Below are 16352 nucleotides of genomic sequence, written 5' to 3'. Positions count from 1 at the left end.
AAACTATTATCCTGTAAAATATCGTCGGCAAATGTACGTGGCGCATCCCTCAACAATTAAATAAAAGCAATTCAAAATTCATTTTTATGTAAAAAATACCCATATGTGATGATCGCCCGGAGCATGTACCCCGATTTCGAACTGGTTTATGTTGCTCGAAATGATGAGGCGTCGCGTATGAAAAGTTTTTGTAATCTAACGACACCGAGATTTTCATGAAAAGAACAGCGCCCGACGGAAGCACGATGGATTACTATCAAACGGCAAGCGGCCGAGAATCGTTTACCATGGACAACGTGAGCCTTGGCTTCGAAATCGACTCCATGAGTAATCTCGGAGCATCGTTCGGCGTGACACGTTATGGACTTAGGCACAACGGTTACCCAACAAAGAAATACGTCGGCGGAATCCATTGCGCCGGATTCCAATACAGTAACTTCACATCCTCTTTAAAACAGCCGGGAGTGCTACGCTCTAGTAATTTTCCAAACAGAAATAGCCAGGAGCGCCACGCTCTAGTAATTTTTGTTTATGGAAGAAGTGGTTTGATTTTGTCGATATTCGCCTCCTTGTTCATTATCAACACGTGTTCGGCGAAGTTGAGGTGCTCCATGTTTTGGAGGTGTCCTTTGTGAAGCCGTTTTATTTCCATAATACTTAAATGTTAAAGATGAAATGTATTTCGATGCTTCGCTCTGGCGCGAAATGTTGCTTTTTTGATTTTTGAGTTTTCGCTCCGGAGCGAAGAGATGTTTTTTCAATTTTCGGTGCTTCGCTCCGGAGCGAAGCTCTATTTTTCTGATTTTCGAGCTTTCGCTCCTGTGCGACGATGTATTTTTTCGTTTTTCACTGTTTCGCGCCAGAGCGAAGCTCTGTTTTTTGGATTTTCTCGTCTTCGGCACCTGCCGAAGAGCTATTTTTCCGATTTTCACTCCGTCGGTGGGTGCCGAAACGCTGTTTTATAAACAGAAACAATACCATTATCTTACTTCTACAGTCTTTATCTCGGCCATTAATGAGTAAACATGACTGACACTTTCCAAACCAAAGGATGAATCGGCCTCATATCGACCTTCAACCATATCGGCAAACGCTTTAATCTCCGAAAAGAAGCCCTGTGAGACGATTTGATGATTACCAACAGTCGGGACAAAACCATTTCTTCCGTATAGATTGACAACAGCAGTTGCATTATTTCGGTAGACTTTCTCCAATGGAACTCCAAATACAGCAGAGCGTCTCGGTGTGAAGTTGAGTCGCTCCATGTTGTCCAATACATACAATCCCTTGTTGGTGCTTATACTTAACTGTTCCAGTGCATCTTGCCACGAGTAATCTGTTGACAGTTCCAACATACCCGTTACATCCTGATGCTCTAACACAAGAAACAGGGTCTGTCCACCATCTTTGCTGCTTACAGTATCTGCAGCCCTCACCTTTGCTTCTCCAAATAGAAACGTTACATAGTCAAGCGGATGGATGAACAGGTCGAGCAAAGCATCACCCTCAGGATATAGCCCTGTCAGATAGCGATAATGGTAATGCCGTTTGCCTTCTCTTCGTAATCGTTTTTGCAGAATCTGCGTAGCCGGAGCAAATCGCCTTTGCAGTCCAATTATAATATGCTGTGAACCATACAACCTTATCGCATCTACCAAAGACTTCAGTTCTCTTTCGTTCTCACAAGGAGGTTTCTCTATGAAGAGATGCTTCCCCGATTTAATGACTTCGTTTGCTATCCGGAAATGCGAATGTGGATTGGCAGCTACAAAGACTCCCGAAATATTATCATCATACAGAATGTCGTGCAAAGAAGTGGTTCCTTTAACTCCCTTATATTTCTGAGAAATCAACGAGGATTTCTTCTCCGAGGTGCAGCAGATGTATTTCAGTGGCAGCTGAAGATACTGCATGACTGGCAACAGATTGCTGACACAATGATTACCTATACCTATAAGCGCATACTGCCGAGTGTAGATTTGATTCAGTTCCCTCATGCTGCGCATGCTCTTATATCTGCCTATGATGTTGTCTAAATATCCCATATCTGGCTATACTGTTATTTCCTTAAAATGCTTTTTATAGGTAGTATGCTTGTTATCTGTCCATTGATATTTTCCGTAAAACAATTCTATCAACCACTTGGGAAAGATTCTTTCCAGGTTCCTCAACAATATGATGTCATACTTGCGATGATAGTTTATCCAGCATTGATTACATTCTTTGGAGTGCTGACACTGAATTTTGCATGTTTTCCGTGAATTGAATATCTCGTCGAGAGTATTCTCGTGGATGTTTCCCAAGACCACATCCAGATTCTGACACAAAGGTACATCACCATTTGAGTGGATTACCAACTCGCTGAAAATACTATGACATCTAAGTTTCAGTCTGCCGTTCTTCCATTCGTCATAGAGGGCAACGAAGTCAAAGTTCTCGTCAGTCTGATGTATGGACGACGGAATCCGGTTTATGAAGTCTTTATTATTGGCTTCCATCAGGTCTTGTGTCGTATCGAAAAAAGACATCGTACTGTAAATGCCGATACGCACGTCTATGTCATACTTCCGCGCAACGTCTATGACATGCTCCATATCCTCAAACGAGTTCCATGGAGAAAGACAGAACATCAAGGATACGGGCACAATATCTTTACATGCCTCGATTACTTCAATAACCTTGTCGTACCCATCCCGTCCACGCATATATCGATAAGTTTCCCTATTACCGTCAAGCGAGATATACAGGTGTTTGGGATAATGGTTCCTCACGGCAGAAATTACTTTGCCCACTGCAAGGCAGTTAGACAGTAGAGTATAATTGGGATGATGCGTATCAAACCAGGCAAGTATCTTGTCGGCTTCAGGATGAAGAATAAACTCACCACCTTCTAAACCTACCACCGTGTGCTTGGTTACGCATTTGCTGTTCATGATATTGATGATGTCATCTAAACTTAAATTCTCCATAGGTTTCTTCCAAATAGAACAGTGCTTGCAACGAGACTGACAACTTGTGGTGGAATATATCATAAGGGAGGTGAGCTCCTTGTGTCGTCTGTGTATTACATTATTGGCAAATACTATCCCATTATGGATGTAGTCATAAATACTGTACATTATTTCTAGTTTATCTTTTATGATAAAGAGTAGAAATCAGTCAAAAGACTGCACAGTATTGATGACTTTCCTCTATTTGCTCATTACTTACCAAGTAAGTCTCAGACCGAAAGGTACCGTTATCATGAGCGGATGCTCTGTGCGGTAAGTCTCAAGACCACTGTCATTCCCGATGTAATAGAACATGTTAGGTTCAAAATACAGACTGAATGGCTTGAATATTTTGTACTGTACACCTACACCTAAGTTAACAGACCACTGATAACGTGCCTTGATGTTGCCCCTAAGTGTATACGACGAATCGGACGTAATGATATATCTCTTGTTGAGTGAACTATGGACAGGCATTTCAAATGTTACACCACCTGTTGTATATGCGTTGAACCGTCCTTTGCTCCATATACGATAAGTCAATCGCAATGGTATGCCCACATAATCTATTTTCTGTGTCTTCAACAGTTTTGCTTTGTGATATTCACTCTCAAATTCAGACTTTAATCTGGTATAGAGTATACCCGTTCCGAAAGTCCAACGAGGACTTAGCTGCTTGTTGAGCGAGAAACCAAAGGTCTTCGGGCGATAATGATGCGCCTTCTCGCCTAAAGATTTATTCCCACCCATTGCATTATTCAGTGCTATCCAAGACATTTTCGCTCTCTCGATAGAATCCATCAAAGCACCGTTCCTTGTTAAGTAGTTTGCATAATCTTCCCAAGTATAAAGTTTCGCAGCTACACCTCCGTTAGCGTAATCTATTACGGACAGGTAGTTCAGATTGGACATAGCTCCATTTGCGCCGGCATTGGAAGAATAGCCAAAATTAAATGTCCACGGATATTTCTTCTTTTGTTTGATATTGATATTTACGCTTTCATTCAGCGCTATCATTTTATCCCGGGAAATATTTAGAAGGTGGTATAAAGAGTCTTCCATGCCTATATCAGTTGCCAAACATTTTTGCAAGGAATCCACATTGAATGATACTACCACCTGTCCAGATTCCGCACTGTCTGTTTTTACTTTTTCAGTAGGAGCAGTTATTTCTACAGGAACACTGCTATTATTATCACTGTTAATTGATGGTATGAAATATTCTGGTTGTTCTATACTTTGCATTCTTCTTTCATTTTGAATACGTCTGGAATGTTCCTTGTAAGTGTTCACTGCGGTCGGCTTGTTGTCGGTAATTTCGGAAGACTTGTCTCTCGTTGTAAGATAAATATATACGGGTATCAGAATTGGCAATAGAAGTAGCATCCAATAGTTAATCAGTATTGCACGCAGCATCTTCTTTGCCCTGAACAGCTGGGAAGAAGAGCTGTGAGGATTGATACCTAGCAATTCTCCTATTTCCTTATGTGAGAGACCGTCCAGAACCGAGAGTTTGAATATCTCCTGATTTCCCTCTGGCAAGGATTCTATTGCCGATAGCAACAATTCTAGTTTAATACTCTTTTCTTCATCACTATTCTCATCAGGAAGGTCTATTTCCAGACAAGATAAAGGGATTTCATCTTTTTCAGTGCTTTGCAGGTATTTCAAAGAAAGGTTCCTTACTATGGTTATCATCCATCCCTCAAATTTTGAGTTATCCTTCAACATATTTATGGAGGTGAAGATGATGATAAAGGCATCATGCAAAATATCTTCAGCAGTACTTTTATCTGTCACATAATGTTGGCATATTCTCATTAATCTATTGGAATATGCCTTATATAAATCTTCGAGAGCTTCTCGTTCTCCTTTCTTACATGCGTCTATATCGACATCTATATTCATAGATATATTTTTCCTTTTTATTAAAAGGAGTAGATTATGCCTAAATGACTGCATGGATTCTGGGACTTTTTTTGATGCTTGAAAAAGGAAAAACTCCATAATTAGATTCTTATTTTAAATCTGACGAATGAGGTTTGGCAATATCGGTTTCATTTTGAAGAAGGAAGAATATAAATTTAATTCCGGCTTCATGAAAAGCTTTTCTTCTTTTTTCATTCTGCTCAAATCTTTTTTGAAGCCCGTTATTCAGATATTTATCTTTCTAACTTTGTGCACGGTTATGACGATTCAGGTGAAAAAGATTGATAACTCTTATTTAAAGTGTGAGGCTCGGAGATTGGGATTCACTGCTTGTGGAATTGCACGCGCCGAACCGGTAGAGAAAGAAACTGCCGACAGATTGCGTGCGTGGCTATCTTCTGGTGGAGAGGCTGATATGCACTACATGGCGGCACACACCGATAAACGTCTCGACCCACGGTTGCTAGTTCCGGATGTTAAGAGCATAGTATCGGTAGCTCTGAATTATGCACCAGCCCGAACATTTCCGGAAGAAGAATATCAATTAGCGGCCTATGCTTACGGACGCGATTATCACGACCTGATGAAAGGGCGGTTGAGAGAGCTAGCACTAACCATTTGTAATGCTCTCAGTGAAGGCACCGAATCGGTTCGCGTGTTTGTAGATACTGCTCCGGTGCTAGAGCGATATTGGGCATGGAAAGCTGGACTCGGATGGACGGGTAAGAATCATCAACTTATAATTCCTCACGGAGGCACGATGTTTTTCCTCGGTGAGATTTTCTTCCCGTTCGATGCTGATGCCTACGATTCACCGATGCCATCGCGGTGCGGTAGTTGCCGACGGTGCCTTGACGCTTGTCCGACCGGCGCAATCGTCGAGACGAAGGAGTTCTGTTCGGAAAAATGTCTATCCTATCAGCTTATCGAAAACCGTGGCGAACTATCTGCCGAGGCCAAATCGGCAATGGGCAACATGATTTACGGCTGCGACCGTTGTCAGGAAGTATGTCCGTGGAATCGTTTCGCAAATCCAACCGACGAACCTCTGCTCCAACCCAGCGACGAACTAATGAGCATGTGCAAAACCGACTGGCAGAGACTCACCCCAGAAAAATATCGTACCCTCTTCAAAGGCTCGGCTGTTAAGCGCGCCAAGTTCGAAGGCATAAAACGAAATATCAATGCAGCAAATTCAAATAATAAAGATTTATGAAAAAGATTATTGCACTCGCCATCATCATTATGTTTGGCACAACGACCGTGACGGCTAAGAAGAAGCCGCAGTCCATTAAACCGCAATTCCGTATCGGACAAACGGCAAACTATGAGTTTATTGTAACTTACGATTATCGTAACTCGGAAACCGACAGCGTTATGAGAGGCTACTCGGACTACAATTTCGGCTGCAATCACAGCATGAGAAAGTTCGGCATGGAAAGTGGCGACACCATTATGAGCCGCTTTTCACTTAAGGTGCTCGACGCGTCAGCCTACGGATATGTGATGGAGCTAAGGTTTCTAGACTTCAAGCAATCTTCCATAAAATTCGAAGACGATAACGAGGCCGCATTGTTCAATTTAACTTTGAGCATTTTCCGTAAAACGCCCCTCAACATTATGTTCTCTGCTGACTTGAATCAATGTATGCCCATCGTTAATGAAGAGCTATACAACCAAATAATCGACGAATTAATATCAGCCTACCGGAAGAATCGGAAATTACTCGGAAACAAAGATGAGCCTAAAAGAGAAGAACTGCTCGAGATGTTCAACGACATTGATAATACATTCCTCAACAGTATGCTTTCATATTTCATCCCCGGGATGGATTATTTCCGCAGTATTTATAGGCAAACGTTCTTACCGGGCACTTACACTGACGGACAGATGCCTGATTCACTCCACAAAGACAATATACTCTACACCCAAACAGCCATAACGGCTGGTGATGGGTCATTCACATTACAAAGTACCAAAGAGGCTTATGTACATGCTCAGATTGGCAGCTCGAAAGATAATGTAGATACTATAATGGATGTGGATTCGGTGGATATTGATTCATTAACTACCTACGATACCTACGACTACGACTCTGACTCCGTAGTATTAGACACAGCGGTATTAGACACAGCGGTATTAGACACAGCGGAATTAGACACAGCGGAATTAGACGAAGATTATGACACCGCCTACATAGATAGCCTCGAAAATGCCGACCTGGTGCCCTCTACAATTCGAAAATCCCTGAAGCTCGACAAAGATTCATGGCCTGTATCCCAAGAAGAAACCTCTATTATTTACAGTAAAAAGGGCGTTTGGACAGACCGTAAGCTACTCCGCAGAATATGATATACACGAATTCTGAATAGGTTAGGTTCCAGCACCTATAGAAAAAATGTATTGAAACTCTCGAAATGCGACGTTCCGGCCACAAATGGCTTTTGAAGTTCCCGGAACGTCGACGTTCCAGCGAAAAGAGAACCTATATTATTCCTGGATGAGCTTTTCCAGGGCGGGAATTACTATTCGACCTCGCGAGAGTGTGAGCAAATTATCGGCTTGTAGGGAGTTTAGTAGGCTGGAAATATTGAGTCGGGGAGCGTGTAGTTCGGCAGCTAAATCTTTCATTCGGATGTTTATTGTTTTTTCGCCTGCGGGACGCATACAACGTTGCACTACGAATCTCACGAATTGTTCGCGCAACGTGGTTGGCTCATTATGCCAGAGAATACGCGACCCGCGTTGCGAACCCGTGGCGAGAGTACCGAGAAGATTGAGTTGGAAAATGAGGTGTTGGCTTGCGAGGCGAAGCACTTCGTTTTTGTCGAGCGAGAGTAGGCTACAGTCTGTTCGGGCGGTGAATGTTTTGGTGTAGCGTTGCGAAAATCCGAAGAAATGTTCGGCCTGTATGATGTTTGGGGCGTGGAATTGTTCAATAATTGAATATCGGCGGTTATCTGAGTGCGTTTGAGCGATCATTTGTCCACTCATTAGGAAATATAGCAATTGACATTTTTGATTTTCTTCAACAAGGGTTTGGTTTGGTTCCAGCTTGAGGAATCCGAATCGAGTCTTATCGACAATCTGCGCAAGGTCTGCCCGGTCGATACCGAGAAAGAGTGGCAGCTCAAGGAGCTTGTTATAAATCTGCAGCATTAAATATATGTTCGCAATTAATAGCCCTTGAATTTAAGAGGCGGGAACGAGAGATGAAAGTAAGACGGCAAAGCGAATTGAAGCCATTTCATGTATAAGTACATTTAATAATAAACATCTACTTAGTCATTTTGTTTTCCATGGACTTGCTGTGCCATGTGTGTAGCTTTCCACCAGCGGAGTAGATGAAATAAGCCATCAGTTCAGGGTGTCGATCGAGAACCTCTTTTGCTTTGTCTATTCCCATAACCATGAACGCCGTGGCATAGGCGTCGGCTGTGGCACAATCGCGGGCTAGGACGGTTGCCGAGAGGAGGGAATGCTGAACGGGCCGCCCAGTATATGGATCAATAGTGTGGGCATATTTCTTTCCACCCTTATAGTAGAAGTTGCGATAATTTCCGCTAGTTGCCATTGCTTTATCGGTAACGTTGAGTACGGTTATTATATCTTGGTTCTTGTTTTGTTTATCGTCCACAGGCTTGTTTATTCCAATCTTCCATGGCACTCGGTGTTCACTGTTCCCGCTGGTTACTATTTCGCCTCCTATTTCAATCATATAGTTTGTGATGTCGTTCTGTTTGAAGAATCGTGCAACAATGTCGGCGCCGTAACCTTTTGCTATGGCCGAGCAGTCAAGTGTTATTCTTGGGTTTGCTTTTTGGATGGTTCTACCTTGAAGTGATACTTTCCGATAACCGATTAGTGGGCGGATACTATCGATTTTTTCGCGTGTAGGCAAGGTTCCTTTTTTAAATCCGAATCCCCAGAGGTTCACTAGCGGAGCCACGGTTATGTCGAATGCTCCTTCGGTTTCGGACGAGATTTGCTGCGCGAGGTTAAACACTTCAACAAACATCCGGTCGGCTTTCACAGTTTCATTGCGGTTTATTCTGGAGATGGTGGATTGTTTATTGAATGTTGAAAGCGATTGGTCTACCAATTTGAGCTGCGCTTCGATTTCGGATTGCAGATTGCGGTCGCTTTGATACGTGATGTGATAAACAGTACCGAACACGAATCCGTTATCGTGCTGATAGGGCATGGAATGCTGCCTTTTGATGATTAAAATCGTGCCTGCAATGAGAAGGACCAGAAAAGGCAACTGCCAATAGAGTTTTTTTCTATCCATAATCTCTAGAAATCTAAACAGATGTTGAATACTATACCTAGACGGGAGGTTGAGTTTAAACCGTAGCCTGGAACATACCACGGCGCACCGTAAGGACTGCTTTTAGCATAAAGTCGAGCTCTGTAGCGCACCGTCCACCCGAGATGAATAGGGCCCAATATCTTAGCGTTGACTCCGCCGACCAGTTCGGCCCACAGAAAGTTACACGGAACATTGGCAACGCTATAGTCAACAGGCCCGCCCCAAATAGGGTCTTTTACGTTCGGGTTTCCGAAATCGTAGCTGAATGAGGTATAAGCCGCGCGCGCTCCAACGATAACACGATATATATCGTGTTTATTCTTCATTACATTGAAATCAGTGCCAATTCTGAAATATGGAGCTCGGGTGGCGAAGGTTGTACCGGTTATGTCGTCTTTCTTGTCGGCCTTTCCTATTCCGATTTCTATAGTTGGGAAATATTTATCTTTCAGGTTCACCACGGCCACTCCTTCATATTGCCCATAGTCTGACATTACAGCAATCGCAGCGCCCACGACATCTACACCCACAGATATTCCTCGAAACAGAGGTACGGTGTCTTTCACAACTGTTGTCACAGGCTTTCGCCTTTGCGCGTTACCCGCATTAGGAAACAACAAAAGCAGACTAATTGTCAGAATTGAAATAAATGAAGAAGTGTTTTTTATTTGCATCATAATCTACGTTAGGATTGTTGATGACGATGGAGTCGATTCGATGTCTAGTATGGTTCGTGCCGATGATGGTATGGAAATAGTTGGCCGGGCAATCAACGCTCTCGAAATGCGGGATATTTGTTTTGCGAACAACAACCGTATCAAGTTGACTATTGCCGGCGGTGTCGCTATAAAGGAACAGCAAACTGTCTACATCTTTAACGTAGCTCATCTGTATTTTGAAAGTTGTTTTCCCCACAAAACGATTCAAAAGCACTGCATCGCTGCTGTCTGGGCGTATGGCAATGATGCTTAGCGTATCTTTGAGCGTGTCGCCCTTCATCGTATATGATGAAAATACAGTACTGTTGAGCGGACAGTTAATATCCGAACAGGCCGACAGAAGAATCGGAAACAGCAGCAAATAGAGCGTTCTTTTAAGCATGGGTTTATGATTCTTCGATATTGATTTCTTCTTCGATATGATAATCGTTGCGATGCAAACTACTTCGGCTAACTAGGTCGCCTATAAACCCGGCCAAGAAAAGCTGCGTGCCAAGAAGAATGGCAACCAGTGCGATGAAAAATGAGGCATGATTTGAAAGTAAATCACCGTAGACGCCATCGCATAGATTTATAATCTTTTCGCATCCCAGCCAAACCAAAGCCACAAAGCCGATAAAGAACACCACACTACCCAAGAATCCGAACACGTGCATGGGCTTCTTACCGAAATTGGTTAAAAACCAAAGTGTGAGCAGGTCCAAATAACCGTTGATGAAGCGGTTTATGCCGAATTTCGACTTTCCGTATTTACGTGCCTGATGGTGCACAACTTTTTCGCCAATCTTTGCAAAGCCAGCCTCCTTGGCCAAATATGGAATGTAGCGGTGCATCTCGCCATAAACCTCAATGTTTTTCACAACGTCGCGTCTGTAGGCTTTCAGTCCGCAGTTGAAATCGTGCAGGTTGCGAATACCGCTTATTCGGCGTGCTGTTGCATTGAACAGTTTTGTCGGAATTGTTTTAGTCAGAGGGTCATAGCGCTTTTGTTTATATCCGCTCACGAGGTCGTAACCATCTTGGGTTATCATTTCATAGAGTTCGGGAATCTCGTCGGGCGAATCCTGTAAATCGGCATCCATTGTGATGACAACATCGCCTTTCGAGGCCTTGAATCCGCAGAAAAGCGCAGGACTCTTACCGTAGTTTCGCCGGAACTTGATAGCACGAACGTTCTTATCCTCTTTACCGAGCTGGGCTATAACGTCCCAGCTCTTATCGGTCGAACCATCGTTAATAAAAATAATCTCGTAGCTGAAATTGTGTTCTTTCATTACCCGTTGAATCCATTTGTGGAGTTCGGGCAAGCTTTCCTCTTCATTGAAAAGCGGTATGATTACTGAAATATCCATGTATCGTTTTTGATTAACTCATTTCGTTTGCTTCCTACGAGCCATCACAGCCGCAACAGGAAAACTGACAATTGCGCCAAGCAGAAGCTCATAAATAAAGCCGGTTGTAGCAAGTGTCAACGGCTCGAAAATCTCACGTAGTGAGGTCAGATAATCCTCGGCCGAAAGTCCCATCTCTTTTATAAAATCTTGATATTGTGGCATTCCAAGCATCTTAGAGGCAATGCCGAAAAGTGTTCCGTTATCTAGAAACGACATGTAGGCCCATTGCAATAAACTAAAAAGGAAAGCCGAGTTCATGAAAACTTGCAGGCAATACATCAAAGCAAAACTGAAAGAAATTGTTCCCTCACGACCTTCTTCACGAAAAATGCGCAATCTGTAAGCAACAAAAAAAGGGGTGGAAAGAATCAATAAAGAACTGAATGTTCCTAAGAAAGATTGCCATGCACTACCCACGAAACATGCAAAACTTGCCGCCCAAAGAATAGCTAAATAAACGCCGTCATATCGGGAATAAGTACGCAATTGCTTGTAGTCTTCATAAATCATGCAACAAAATTAGTCATTAAATGAAATATAAAAATGTGGGGGTAGATTGAAATTATGGTTTTTTGTTAAGGGACTAAAAATTACATGGCCCATTTCTTAAATTAATCTTCCATTCAATACCTTTGCATCGTCTTCTTTCTTGAAGGAAGTCACAACAACACGGGCAAGTCTCTTACGGCCAGCTCCCTTTAAATCCCCCAGGGTGGGAACGCAGCAAGGGTAGGAGGTTGTAGCGGCGCGATAAGAACAGCTTGCCCACCCCCGCCTCTTTAGCTCAGTTGGCCAGAGCACGTGATTTGTAATCTCGGGGTCGTTGGTTCGAATCCGACAAGAGGCTCTATCAGAGGAAAAGGCTGAGAGTTTTTAGATGAATGAAAAAGGATACGCAGTTTCTTGCGTATCCTTTTTTCGGTATTATTGGAATGAAGAGCATTTACGGTGTCGGTTTTTTCTTTTCTTCGCCTTTCCACTCTTCCCACCATATTTTCTGGTTAACCATCGAGCGCGTAGCCACTTTATTGCTCGCCGTGCGCGTTGTTTCGGGAATGAACCTAACGCGAACGTTTTCAATTTGCGAAGCCTTCACGTCTTCGGCCTTACTCTGGCCCATTCCGGTAGCCACGATGGTGTAGTAGAACGTGCCGATACCCTGAAGTTTCACCGTGCGACCTTCGGCCATGAACTGTCCCATCACCTGTCCCAGGTCTTTCAGGACGGCATACGTGTCGCCTCGGCTCACGGTGGATATTTCGGCCAATCGGTCGGCCACTTCGTCGGTTGTCACCGGCTTACCAACAATCACCACTTCGGGATACCACTTACCGGTGATTTTCTTCAGTACTTTTTTAAAAAAAGCCATAACAGTAATGTTTTAAAATGAATAATTATGTTGTTTGAAATATGAATCTCGTTCTCTCTTTCCGACTGCCTCGCCACCCGGATGAAATACCCTCGGGTGGCGACTAAGGTACCCTTAGGTGGCGACCGAGGTACCCTTAGGTACGGACTAAGCCTTTTTCATATCCGATAATGAATCAAACCCCAGTGGGATTATTCTGCCACAGGGCGAATGGGACATCCTTCTGCTCGTACAATACCCCCCGAAAATCTTAATTGAGGGGATGAATAATAGTACCCCAATCCCACATTTACACCTCCTGTACCACTAGGGAGAGCTGAATGGTACTCTAACTTTGATCCGATATCAGTAACCTCGCCACTGAAACCATCTCGATATCCCGATGCAGGGAAGTAAACCGTTTTGTCAGAGGATGTGATCTTATTGTTAAAGTGCCAGCCGTCATCCCAGGCCCCGCTGACATTTATGTCGGATAGAACTGTTGTGTTGTTGCCAGTCTTGGAGAAACCTGTAAAAGCACTTATCGGAGGCATATGGAAGCCCACGGGCGATGGGTCGTAAATCGTCTTAACTATCAAGGCATCATCATGTATGTTAAAAGTATAACGCGTTATGTTATCGGAAGACCATAGATTCATATGGTCTGTGTCATTATACCAACTAGTTCCATAAGTGTAAAACTTGTCAGGGTTCAGGATTCCGTTAGAAACGGACATATTGTTGCCGGCATCCTTAGTAAAGGAACCATCCATAACATTGTCTGTATATGGGAAAGGGTCCTTACGGCCAAACTGGTAGAATGTAGGACCGACTATCTTCTCTGAACCTGGATTCTGTGTAATAGTGATGTAAGAGAATTGCTTTACGAAGGGCGAACCGTTGCCGGTTGTCTGTTCGACCTTGATACGCGCTACCCGTGGAGCACTGTAAGTCGTGATAATCCATTTGAGATTGGCAAAGCCTAAATTACGGTTGGTGAACTTATAGATATGGTTGGTAAAGTTGGTGCACTCAACAGTATCGAACGCATCGTCGTGATCGAACCACAGATGCCACGACCATACAACCACGCCTCCCTTGGTCACGGCAATGACGGCATTGCCGTTCTTGATCTTATCATGCGGTACGCGGAAATGGACAAAGGCATTCGTACCGCTGCCCTCGATGCCGAGACTGCTGGCTTCGACAATGCCGCTCTGGTCAGTCCAAATAATTTTGGCTCCGTCAGGTATATTTGCTCCACTGTTCGTCTGCGTTATCCAAGGGTCGGTAATATCTTGGCCAGCGTGATCCTTGAAAGTACGTAGGACATTCTTTTCTTCCCAAACTGGTAGTCCTGTCGGTGCTTGGCTGATGTAAGCATGAGGATTAGGATTTCCGCCCGTGATGGCATTGCCGTAGACCAACGGGATCTTGTAATAGCCTGGAGCAGATATAAGGTAAGAATTGGCGGTGTTGCGGGCGGTCGCATTACCCTTGTAGTCGTGGGTGGATAGGTCGTAATAGTTGCCGGCACTACCTTTGGGCGTGGCATCATGCAACACCTTGTTGTAAGGAGCGAGTTTGTCGATGATGGGGGCTTTCTGCACGGTGGCTGTGCCTTGCTGGGCAGCTGTACTGCCGTCGCCCTGGGTGAGAGTTAGGCCGGTGAGCCAGGCGGGCTTGGTGTCGCTCTCCGCGCTCCATGTGGCACCGCCGTCGGCGCTCTCTTGATATTTCACCACTCGCCATTTTACGGGCTGCTTTTCCGAACCTACTTGTCGATAGCTGGTGATGCCGTAGTTGCCGGTTTGAGTCGCATCATAGGCAACAGCCGTAGGACTGGTGGCTTGAATAATGTAGTTCCAGTTGCTGTTCTTTTCGGTTATCATATAGGTTTTGGTGGTGCCGGGCTTCCATTTCTTGCCTTCTATCTTGGCGGTAATGCTGGTATTATCGCTAAACGTTACGACTATCTTGGCACCGGCGGGGAGGATCTGGGGAATCATAAGGAACGTGTGACCGTCTTTAAGGATAACGTTATTTATGGCTTCGCTGGTAGATACGCCGATGTTGTCGAGCTTGTAGTTCTGTGTGGCGCTTTGGTTGCTCCATGTCTTGGTCTTTATGTCGTAGCGGCCTTTGCTGTAAACGCCTTGGAACTCTACGCTCTTGATGGTCTTGGCCCACGAAAGGTTCGAGCCTACGCCGAAACGGATGGCGGTCAAGGAGTGGTAGAACGTGAGCGGAACAACGTGTGAGCCGCCGCCGGTGCTAGTGTATGTAATGTCTTGCGTGGAGGCAGTCATGAGGTCTATCTGGTTTGCTATGTCAGTAGGCGTGGTAAAGTCTATGCTGGGTAGCTCGCCCGCCAATGGCTGAACTAATTGCAAATTGGGATTGCTACCATCAATGTATGGATAGACGGCATAGAACTGCAAAGTGCTCTCATCGCTCGTCCATGTCTTGGGCGACACCATCGTACCGTTGGCAGCCACCTTTTCGTTGTAGAAGAAGTCGGGCTTGCCGCTGCCGTTCTTGCAGGCAAAGGCACCGAACGGGGCACCGATGGAGTTCTGAAAGTCGGAGCGAGTGGCAGGGGCGCGCTTTACGGGGTTCACGCCCGGCACGGTGGTTTCCTGCAAGCAGGCGTTGCCGGCTTCCTCGGTGAAGTCGATGCCCTGAACGGCATAGTCTTCGGGATTATCGTTGAGCGTACGCGTCTGGTCTTCGGGGGCATCCTGAATATCGCTTACTGAAAAGCCCAAACCGTCTTTCACGCCCTGGCGATTATCTACAATCTCGTCGTCGGCACAGGCTCCGAACGATAGCACGGCTATCATGCCGAGGAGCACGACGGCCGAGCGATAATAAGTCTTCATTACTTGTTTCATTGTTGTTTGCTGTTTCTTGTTATTCAAATTCAATCTCTTCATCGTTGTCCTCGTCGGGGTCGTGCACTTCGGGGCCTCCGGGTTTGGGCTTAATCTCGCTAGGCACGAGCAAGTGGAACTCATGTTGCAATGAGATTGTCTCGATACGGGGCTGGACATAAACGCCCCTCGTAAATTCTTTTTTGTTCATACGGATAATGATTTTTATTTCGTGATTACATTATTTGTCATCGTGGCAAGGGGTGAGGGGTGGAATGTGATTGGGGATGAGATGGCATACGTATCGCCGAATATCCGTAGCCAAACCGAAATCGGCCGATATGTTTGCTTCCCAACCAATGCCAATTCGGGCCCAGCCCGCATGTAGGGACAGACCCCGTGTCTGTCCGCACCCGTCGGGCGCCAGGCCCGGATAAATACGCAATCGCTCGTACCTTTCGACCAATAATATTGCTTCGGTTCGCAGAACCGAAGTGAGGCGGACAGACACGGGGTCTGTCCCTACATGCGGCCTATCGGCCGAGCGGGAGTTTATGTTTACTGAAATGGGAGTATTCGCCGCACGGAAATCATGCGGATTTTGAGGATAAAATCTTTCCTTATTTTCTCTTATATCGATTGCCGAAAGGACACGAAAAACATAACACAAAAGATGGCTATACCCCTTGTGTCTCCTTAGGTTTGCGTAACTTCCTCGCGCGCGTAAAAATAAGTTAGGTGAGGCTAGATGCCTGTGTGTGTGTGTGTGTGTGTGTGTGTGTGTGTG

At 44.7% G+C, this 16352-nt stretch carries 15 protein-coding genes, 1 tRNA gene and 1 other RNA gene; 5 read left to right on the top strand and 12 right to left on the bottom strand.

The genetic code is table 11. The features are described from left to right. The first annotated feature begins 215 nt into the window (after window positions 1-215). Window positions 216-635 carry a hypothetical protein gene (locus tag HMPREF9140_RS10720; RefSeq protein ID WP_006951425.1) on the top strand — a complete coding sequence of 140 codons (420 nt, stop codon included), beginning with the start codon at window positions 216-218 and terminating at the stop codon, window positions 633-635. Window positions 636-980: 345 nt separating this feature from the next. Here the strand turns inward: HMPREF9140_RS10720 and HMPREF9140_RS02110 are convergent, their stop codons facing one another. The 3 genes from HMPREF9140_RS02110 to HMPREF9140_RS02100 form a co-directional block, all read right to left on the bottom strand. Then, window positions 981-2045: a Gfo/Idh/MocA family protein gene (locus HMPREF9140_RS02110; RefSeq protein ID WP_006951424.1), complete on the bottom strand. Its 1065-nt coding sequence runs from the start codon at window positions 2043-2045 to the stop codon at window positions 981-983. Between the two features lie 6 nt (window positions 2046-2051). After that, on the bottom strand, window positions 2052-3119 hold the full coding sequence (locus tag HMPREF9140_RS02105; RefSeq protein WP_006951423.1) for a radical SAM protein: 1068 nt from the start codon (window positions 3117-3119) through the stop codon (window positions 2052-2054). 87 nt (window positions 3120-3206) lie between these two features. Next, window positions 3207-4898, bottom strand: a complete 1692-nt coding sequence (locus HMPREF9140_RS02100; protein ID WP_006951422.1) for a sigma-70 family RNA polymerase sigma factor — start codon at window positions 4896-4898, stop codon at window positions 3207-3209. Between the two features lie 280 nt (window positions 4899-5178). On the opposite strand from HMPREF9140_RS02100, the gene queG reads away from it, so the two are divergent. Then, window positions 5179-6135, top strand: a complete 957-nt coding sequence (gene queG / locus HMPREF9140_RS02095; protein WP_050810792.1) for a tRNA epoxyqueuosine(34) reductase QueG — start codon at window positions 5179-5181, stop codon at window positions 6133-6135. After that, window positions 6132-7271 (top strand): hypothetical protein, encoded by a 1140-nt coding sequence (locus HMPREF9140_RS02090; RefSeq protein WP_006951418.1) that lies wholly within the window; start codon window positions 6132-6134, stop codon window positions 7269-7271. The genes queG and HMPREF9140_RS02090 overlap by 4 nt, the downstream gene beginning before the upstream one ends. Before the next feature lie 138 nt (window positions 7272-7409). Here HMPREF9140_RS02090 and HMPREF9140_RS02085 read toward each other — a convergent pair whose 3' ends face one another. From HMPREF9140_RS02085 to HMPREF9140_RS02060, 6 genes are all read right to left on the bottom strand, one after another. Beyond that, on the bottom strand, window positions 7410-8078 hold the full coding sequence (locus HMPREF9140_RS02085; RefSeq protein ID WP_006951417.1) for a Crp/Fnr family transcriptional regulator: 669 nt from the start codon (window positions 8076-8078) through the stop codon (window positions 7410-7412). Window positions 8079-8196: 118 nt separating this feature from the next. Then, window positions 8197-9210: an FAD:protein FMN transferase gene (locus tag HMPREF9140_RS02080; protein ID WP_018571970.1), complete on the bottom strand. Its 1014-nt coding sequence runs from the start codon at window positions 9208-9210 to the stop codon at window positions 8197-8199. Window positions 9211-9215: 5 nt separating this feature from the next. Beyond that, window positions 9216-9905, bottom strand: a complete 690-nt coding sequence (locus HMPREF9140_RS02075) for a DUF6048 family protein (protein ID WP_025073424.1) — start codon at window positions 9903-9905, stop codon at window positions 9216-9218. Continuing rightward, window positions 9859-10332 (bottom strand): DUF6452 family protein, encoded by a 474-nt coding sequence (locus HMPREF9140_RS02070; RefSeq protein WP_006951412.1) that lies wholly within the window; start codon window positions 10330-10332, stop codon window positions 9859-9861. Before HMPREF9140_RS02070 ends, HMPREF9140_RS02075 begins: the two co-directional genes overlap by 47 nt. 4 nt (window positions 10333-10336) lie before the next feature. Continuing rightward, complete coding sequence (locus tag HMPREF9140_RS02065; protein ID WP_006951410.1) at window positions 10337-11302, bottom strand: glycosyltransferase family 2 protein; 966 nt, start codon at window positions 11300-11302, stop codon at window positions 10337-10339. Window positions 11303-11320: 18 nt separating this feature from the next. Then, window positions 11321-11854 carry a DUF4199 domain-containing protein gene (locus tag HMPREF9140_RS02060; RefSeq protein WP_006951409.1) on the bottom strand — a complete coding sequence of 178 codons (534 nt, stop codon included), beginning with the start codon at window positions 11852-11854 and terminating at the stop codon, window positions 11321-11323. A gap of 161 nt (window positions 11855-12015) precedes the next feature. Here HMPREF9140_RS02060 and ffs point away from each other — a divergent pair. Both ffs and HMPREF9140_RS02055 read left to right on the top strand, forming a co-directional pair. Beyond that, an RNA gene (gene ffs, locus HMPREF9140_RS10115) (signal recognition particle sRNA small type) lies at window positions 12016-12108 on the top strand. Between the two features lie 9 nt (window positions 12109-12117). Continuing rightward, window positions 12118-12191 (top strand) — tRNA-Thr (locus HMPREF9140_RS02055). A 96-nt stretch (window positions 12192-12287) separates the two neighbouring features. Here HMPREF9140_RS02055 and HMPREF9140_RS02050 read toward each other — a convergent pair. The 3 genes from HMPREF9140_RS02050 to HMPREF9140_RS10565 form a co-directional block, all read right to left on the bottom strand. Next, on the bottom strand, window positions 12288-12713 hold the full coding sequence (locus tag HMPREF9140_RS02050; RefSeq protein ID WP_006951404.1) for an HU family DNA-binding protein: 426 nt from the start codon (window positions 12711-12713) through the stop codon (window positions 12288-12290). A 191-nt stretch (window positions 12714-12904) separates the two neighbouring features. Then, a complete protein-coding gene (locus tag HMPREF9140_RS02045; RefSeq protein WP_244858978.1) occupies window positions 12905-15628 on the bottom strand; it encodes a fimbrillin family protein in 2724 nt (907 codons plus the stop codon). Beyond that, entirely contained in the window at window positions 15606-15776 is a 171-nt protein-coding gene (locus HMPREF9140_RS10565; protein WP_006951396.1) for a hypothetical protein, read from the bottom strand. Before HMPREF9140_RS10565 ends, HMPREF9140_RS02045 begins: the two co-directional genes overlap by 23 nt. Between the last annotated feature and the right edge of the window lie 576 nt (window positions 15777-16352).

Origin of the sequence: Prevotella micans F0438 (genome assembly GCF_000243035.1) — a bacterium.
In the GTDB taxonomy this organism is placed as follows: Bacteria; Bacteroidota; Bacteroidia; order Bacteroidales; family Bacteroidaceae; genus Prevotella; species Prevotella micans.
The sequence above is the reverse complement of the archived record's forward strand: the minus strand, read 5'-3'. Positions and strand labels throughout refer to the sequence as shown.

Excerpts from the sequence above, each read along its gene's own strand:
- HMPREF9140_RS10720 (WP_006951425.1), top strand. The coding sequence starts at position 216 with ATGAAAAGAACAGCGCCCGACGGAAGCACGATGGATTACTATCAAACG.
- HMPREF9140_RS02110 (WP_006951424.1), bottom strand. The coding sequence starts at position 2,045 with ATGGGATATTTAGACAACATCATAGGCAGATATAAGAGCATGCGCAGC.
- HMPREF9140_RS02105 (WP_006951423.1), bottom strand. The coding sequence starts at position 3,119 with ATGTACAGTATTTATGACTACATCCATAATGGGATAGTATTTGCCAAT.
- HMPREF9140_RS02100 (WP_006951422.1), bottom strand. The coding sequence starts at position 4,898 with ATGAATATAGATGTCGATATAGACGCATGTAAGAAAGGAGAACGAGAA.
- queG (WP_050810792.1), top strand. The coding sequence starts at position 5,179 with ATGACGATTCAGGTGAAAAAGATTGATAACTCTTATTTAAAGTGTGAG.
- HMPREF9140_RS02090 (WP_006951418.1), top strand. The coding sequence starts at position 6,132 with ATGAAAAAGATTATTGCACTCGCCATCATCATTATGTTTGGCACAACG.
- HMPREF9140_RS02085 (WP_006951417.1), bottom strand. The coding sequence starts at position 8,078 with ATGCTGCAGATTTATAACAAGCTCCTTGAGCTGCCACTCTTTCTCGGT.
- HMPREF9140_RS02080 (WP_018571970.1), bottom strand. The coding sequence starts at position 9,210 with ATGGATAGAAAAAAACTCTATTGGCAGTTGCCTTTTCTGGTCCTTCTC.
- HMPREF9140_RS02075 (WP_025073424.1), bottom strand. The coding sequence starts at position 9,905 with ATGCAAATAAAAAACACTTCTTCATTTATTTCAATTCTGACAATTAGT.
- HMPREF9140_RS02070 (WP_006951412.1), bottom strand. The coding sequence starts at position 10,332 with ATGCTTAAAAGAACGCTCTATTTGCTGCTGTTTCCGATTCTTCTGTCG.
- HMPREF9140_RS02065 (WP_006951410.1), bottom strand. The coding sequence starts at position 11,302 with ATGGATATTTCAGTAATCATACCGCTTTTCAATGAAGAGGAAAGCTTG.
- HMPREF9140_RS02060 (WP_006951409.1), bottom strand. The coding sequence starts at position 11,854 with ATGATTTATGAAGACTACAAGCAATTGCGTACTTATTCCCGATATGAC.
- HMPREF9140_RS02050 (WP_006951404.1), bottom strand. The coding sequence starts at position 12,713 with ATGGCTTTTTTTAAAAAAGTACTGAAGAAAATCACCGGTAAGTGGTAT.
- HMPREF9140_RS02045 (WP_244858978.1), bottom strand. The coding sequence starts at position 15,628 with ATGAAGAGATTGAATTTGAATAACAAGAAACAGCAAACAACAATGAAA.
- HMPREF9140_RS10565 (WP_006951396.1), bottom strand. The coding sequence starts at position 15,776 with ATGAACAAAAAAGAATTTACGAGGGGCGTTTATGTCCAGCCCCGTATC.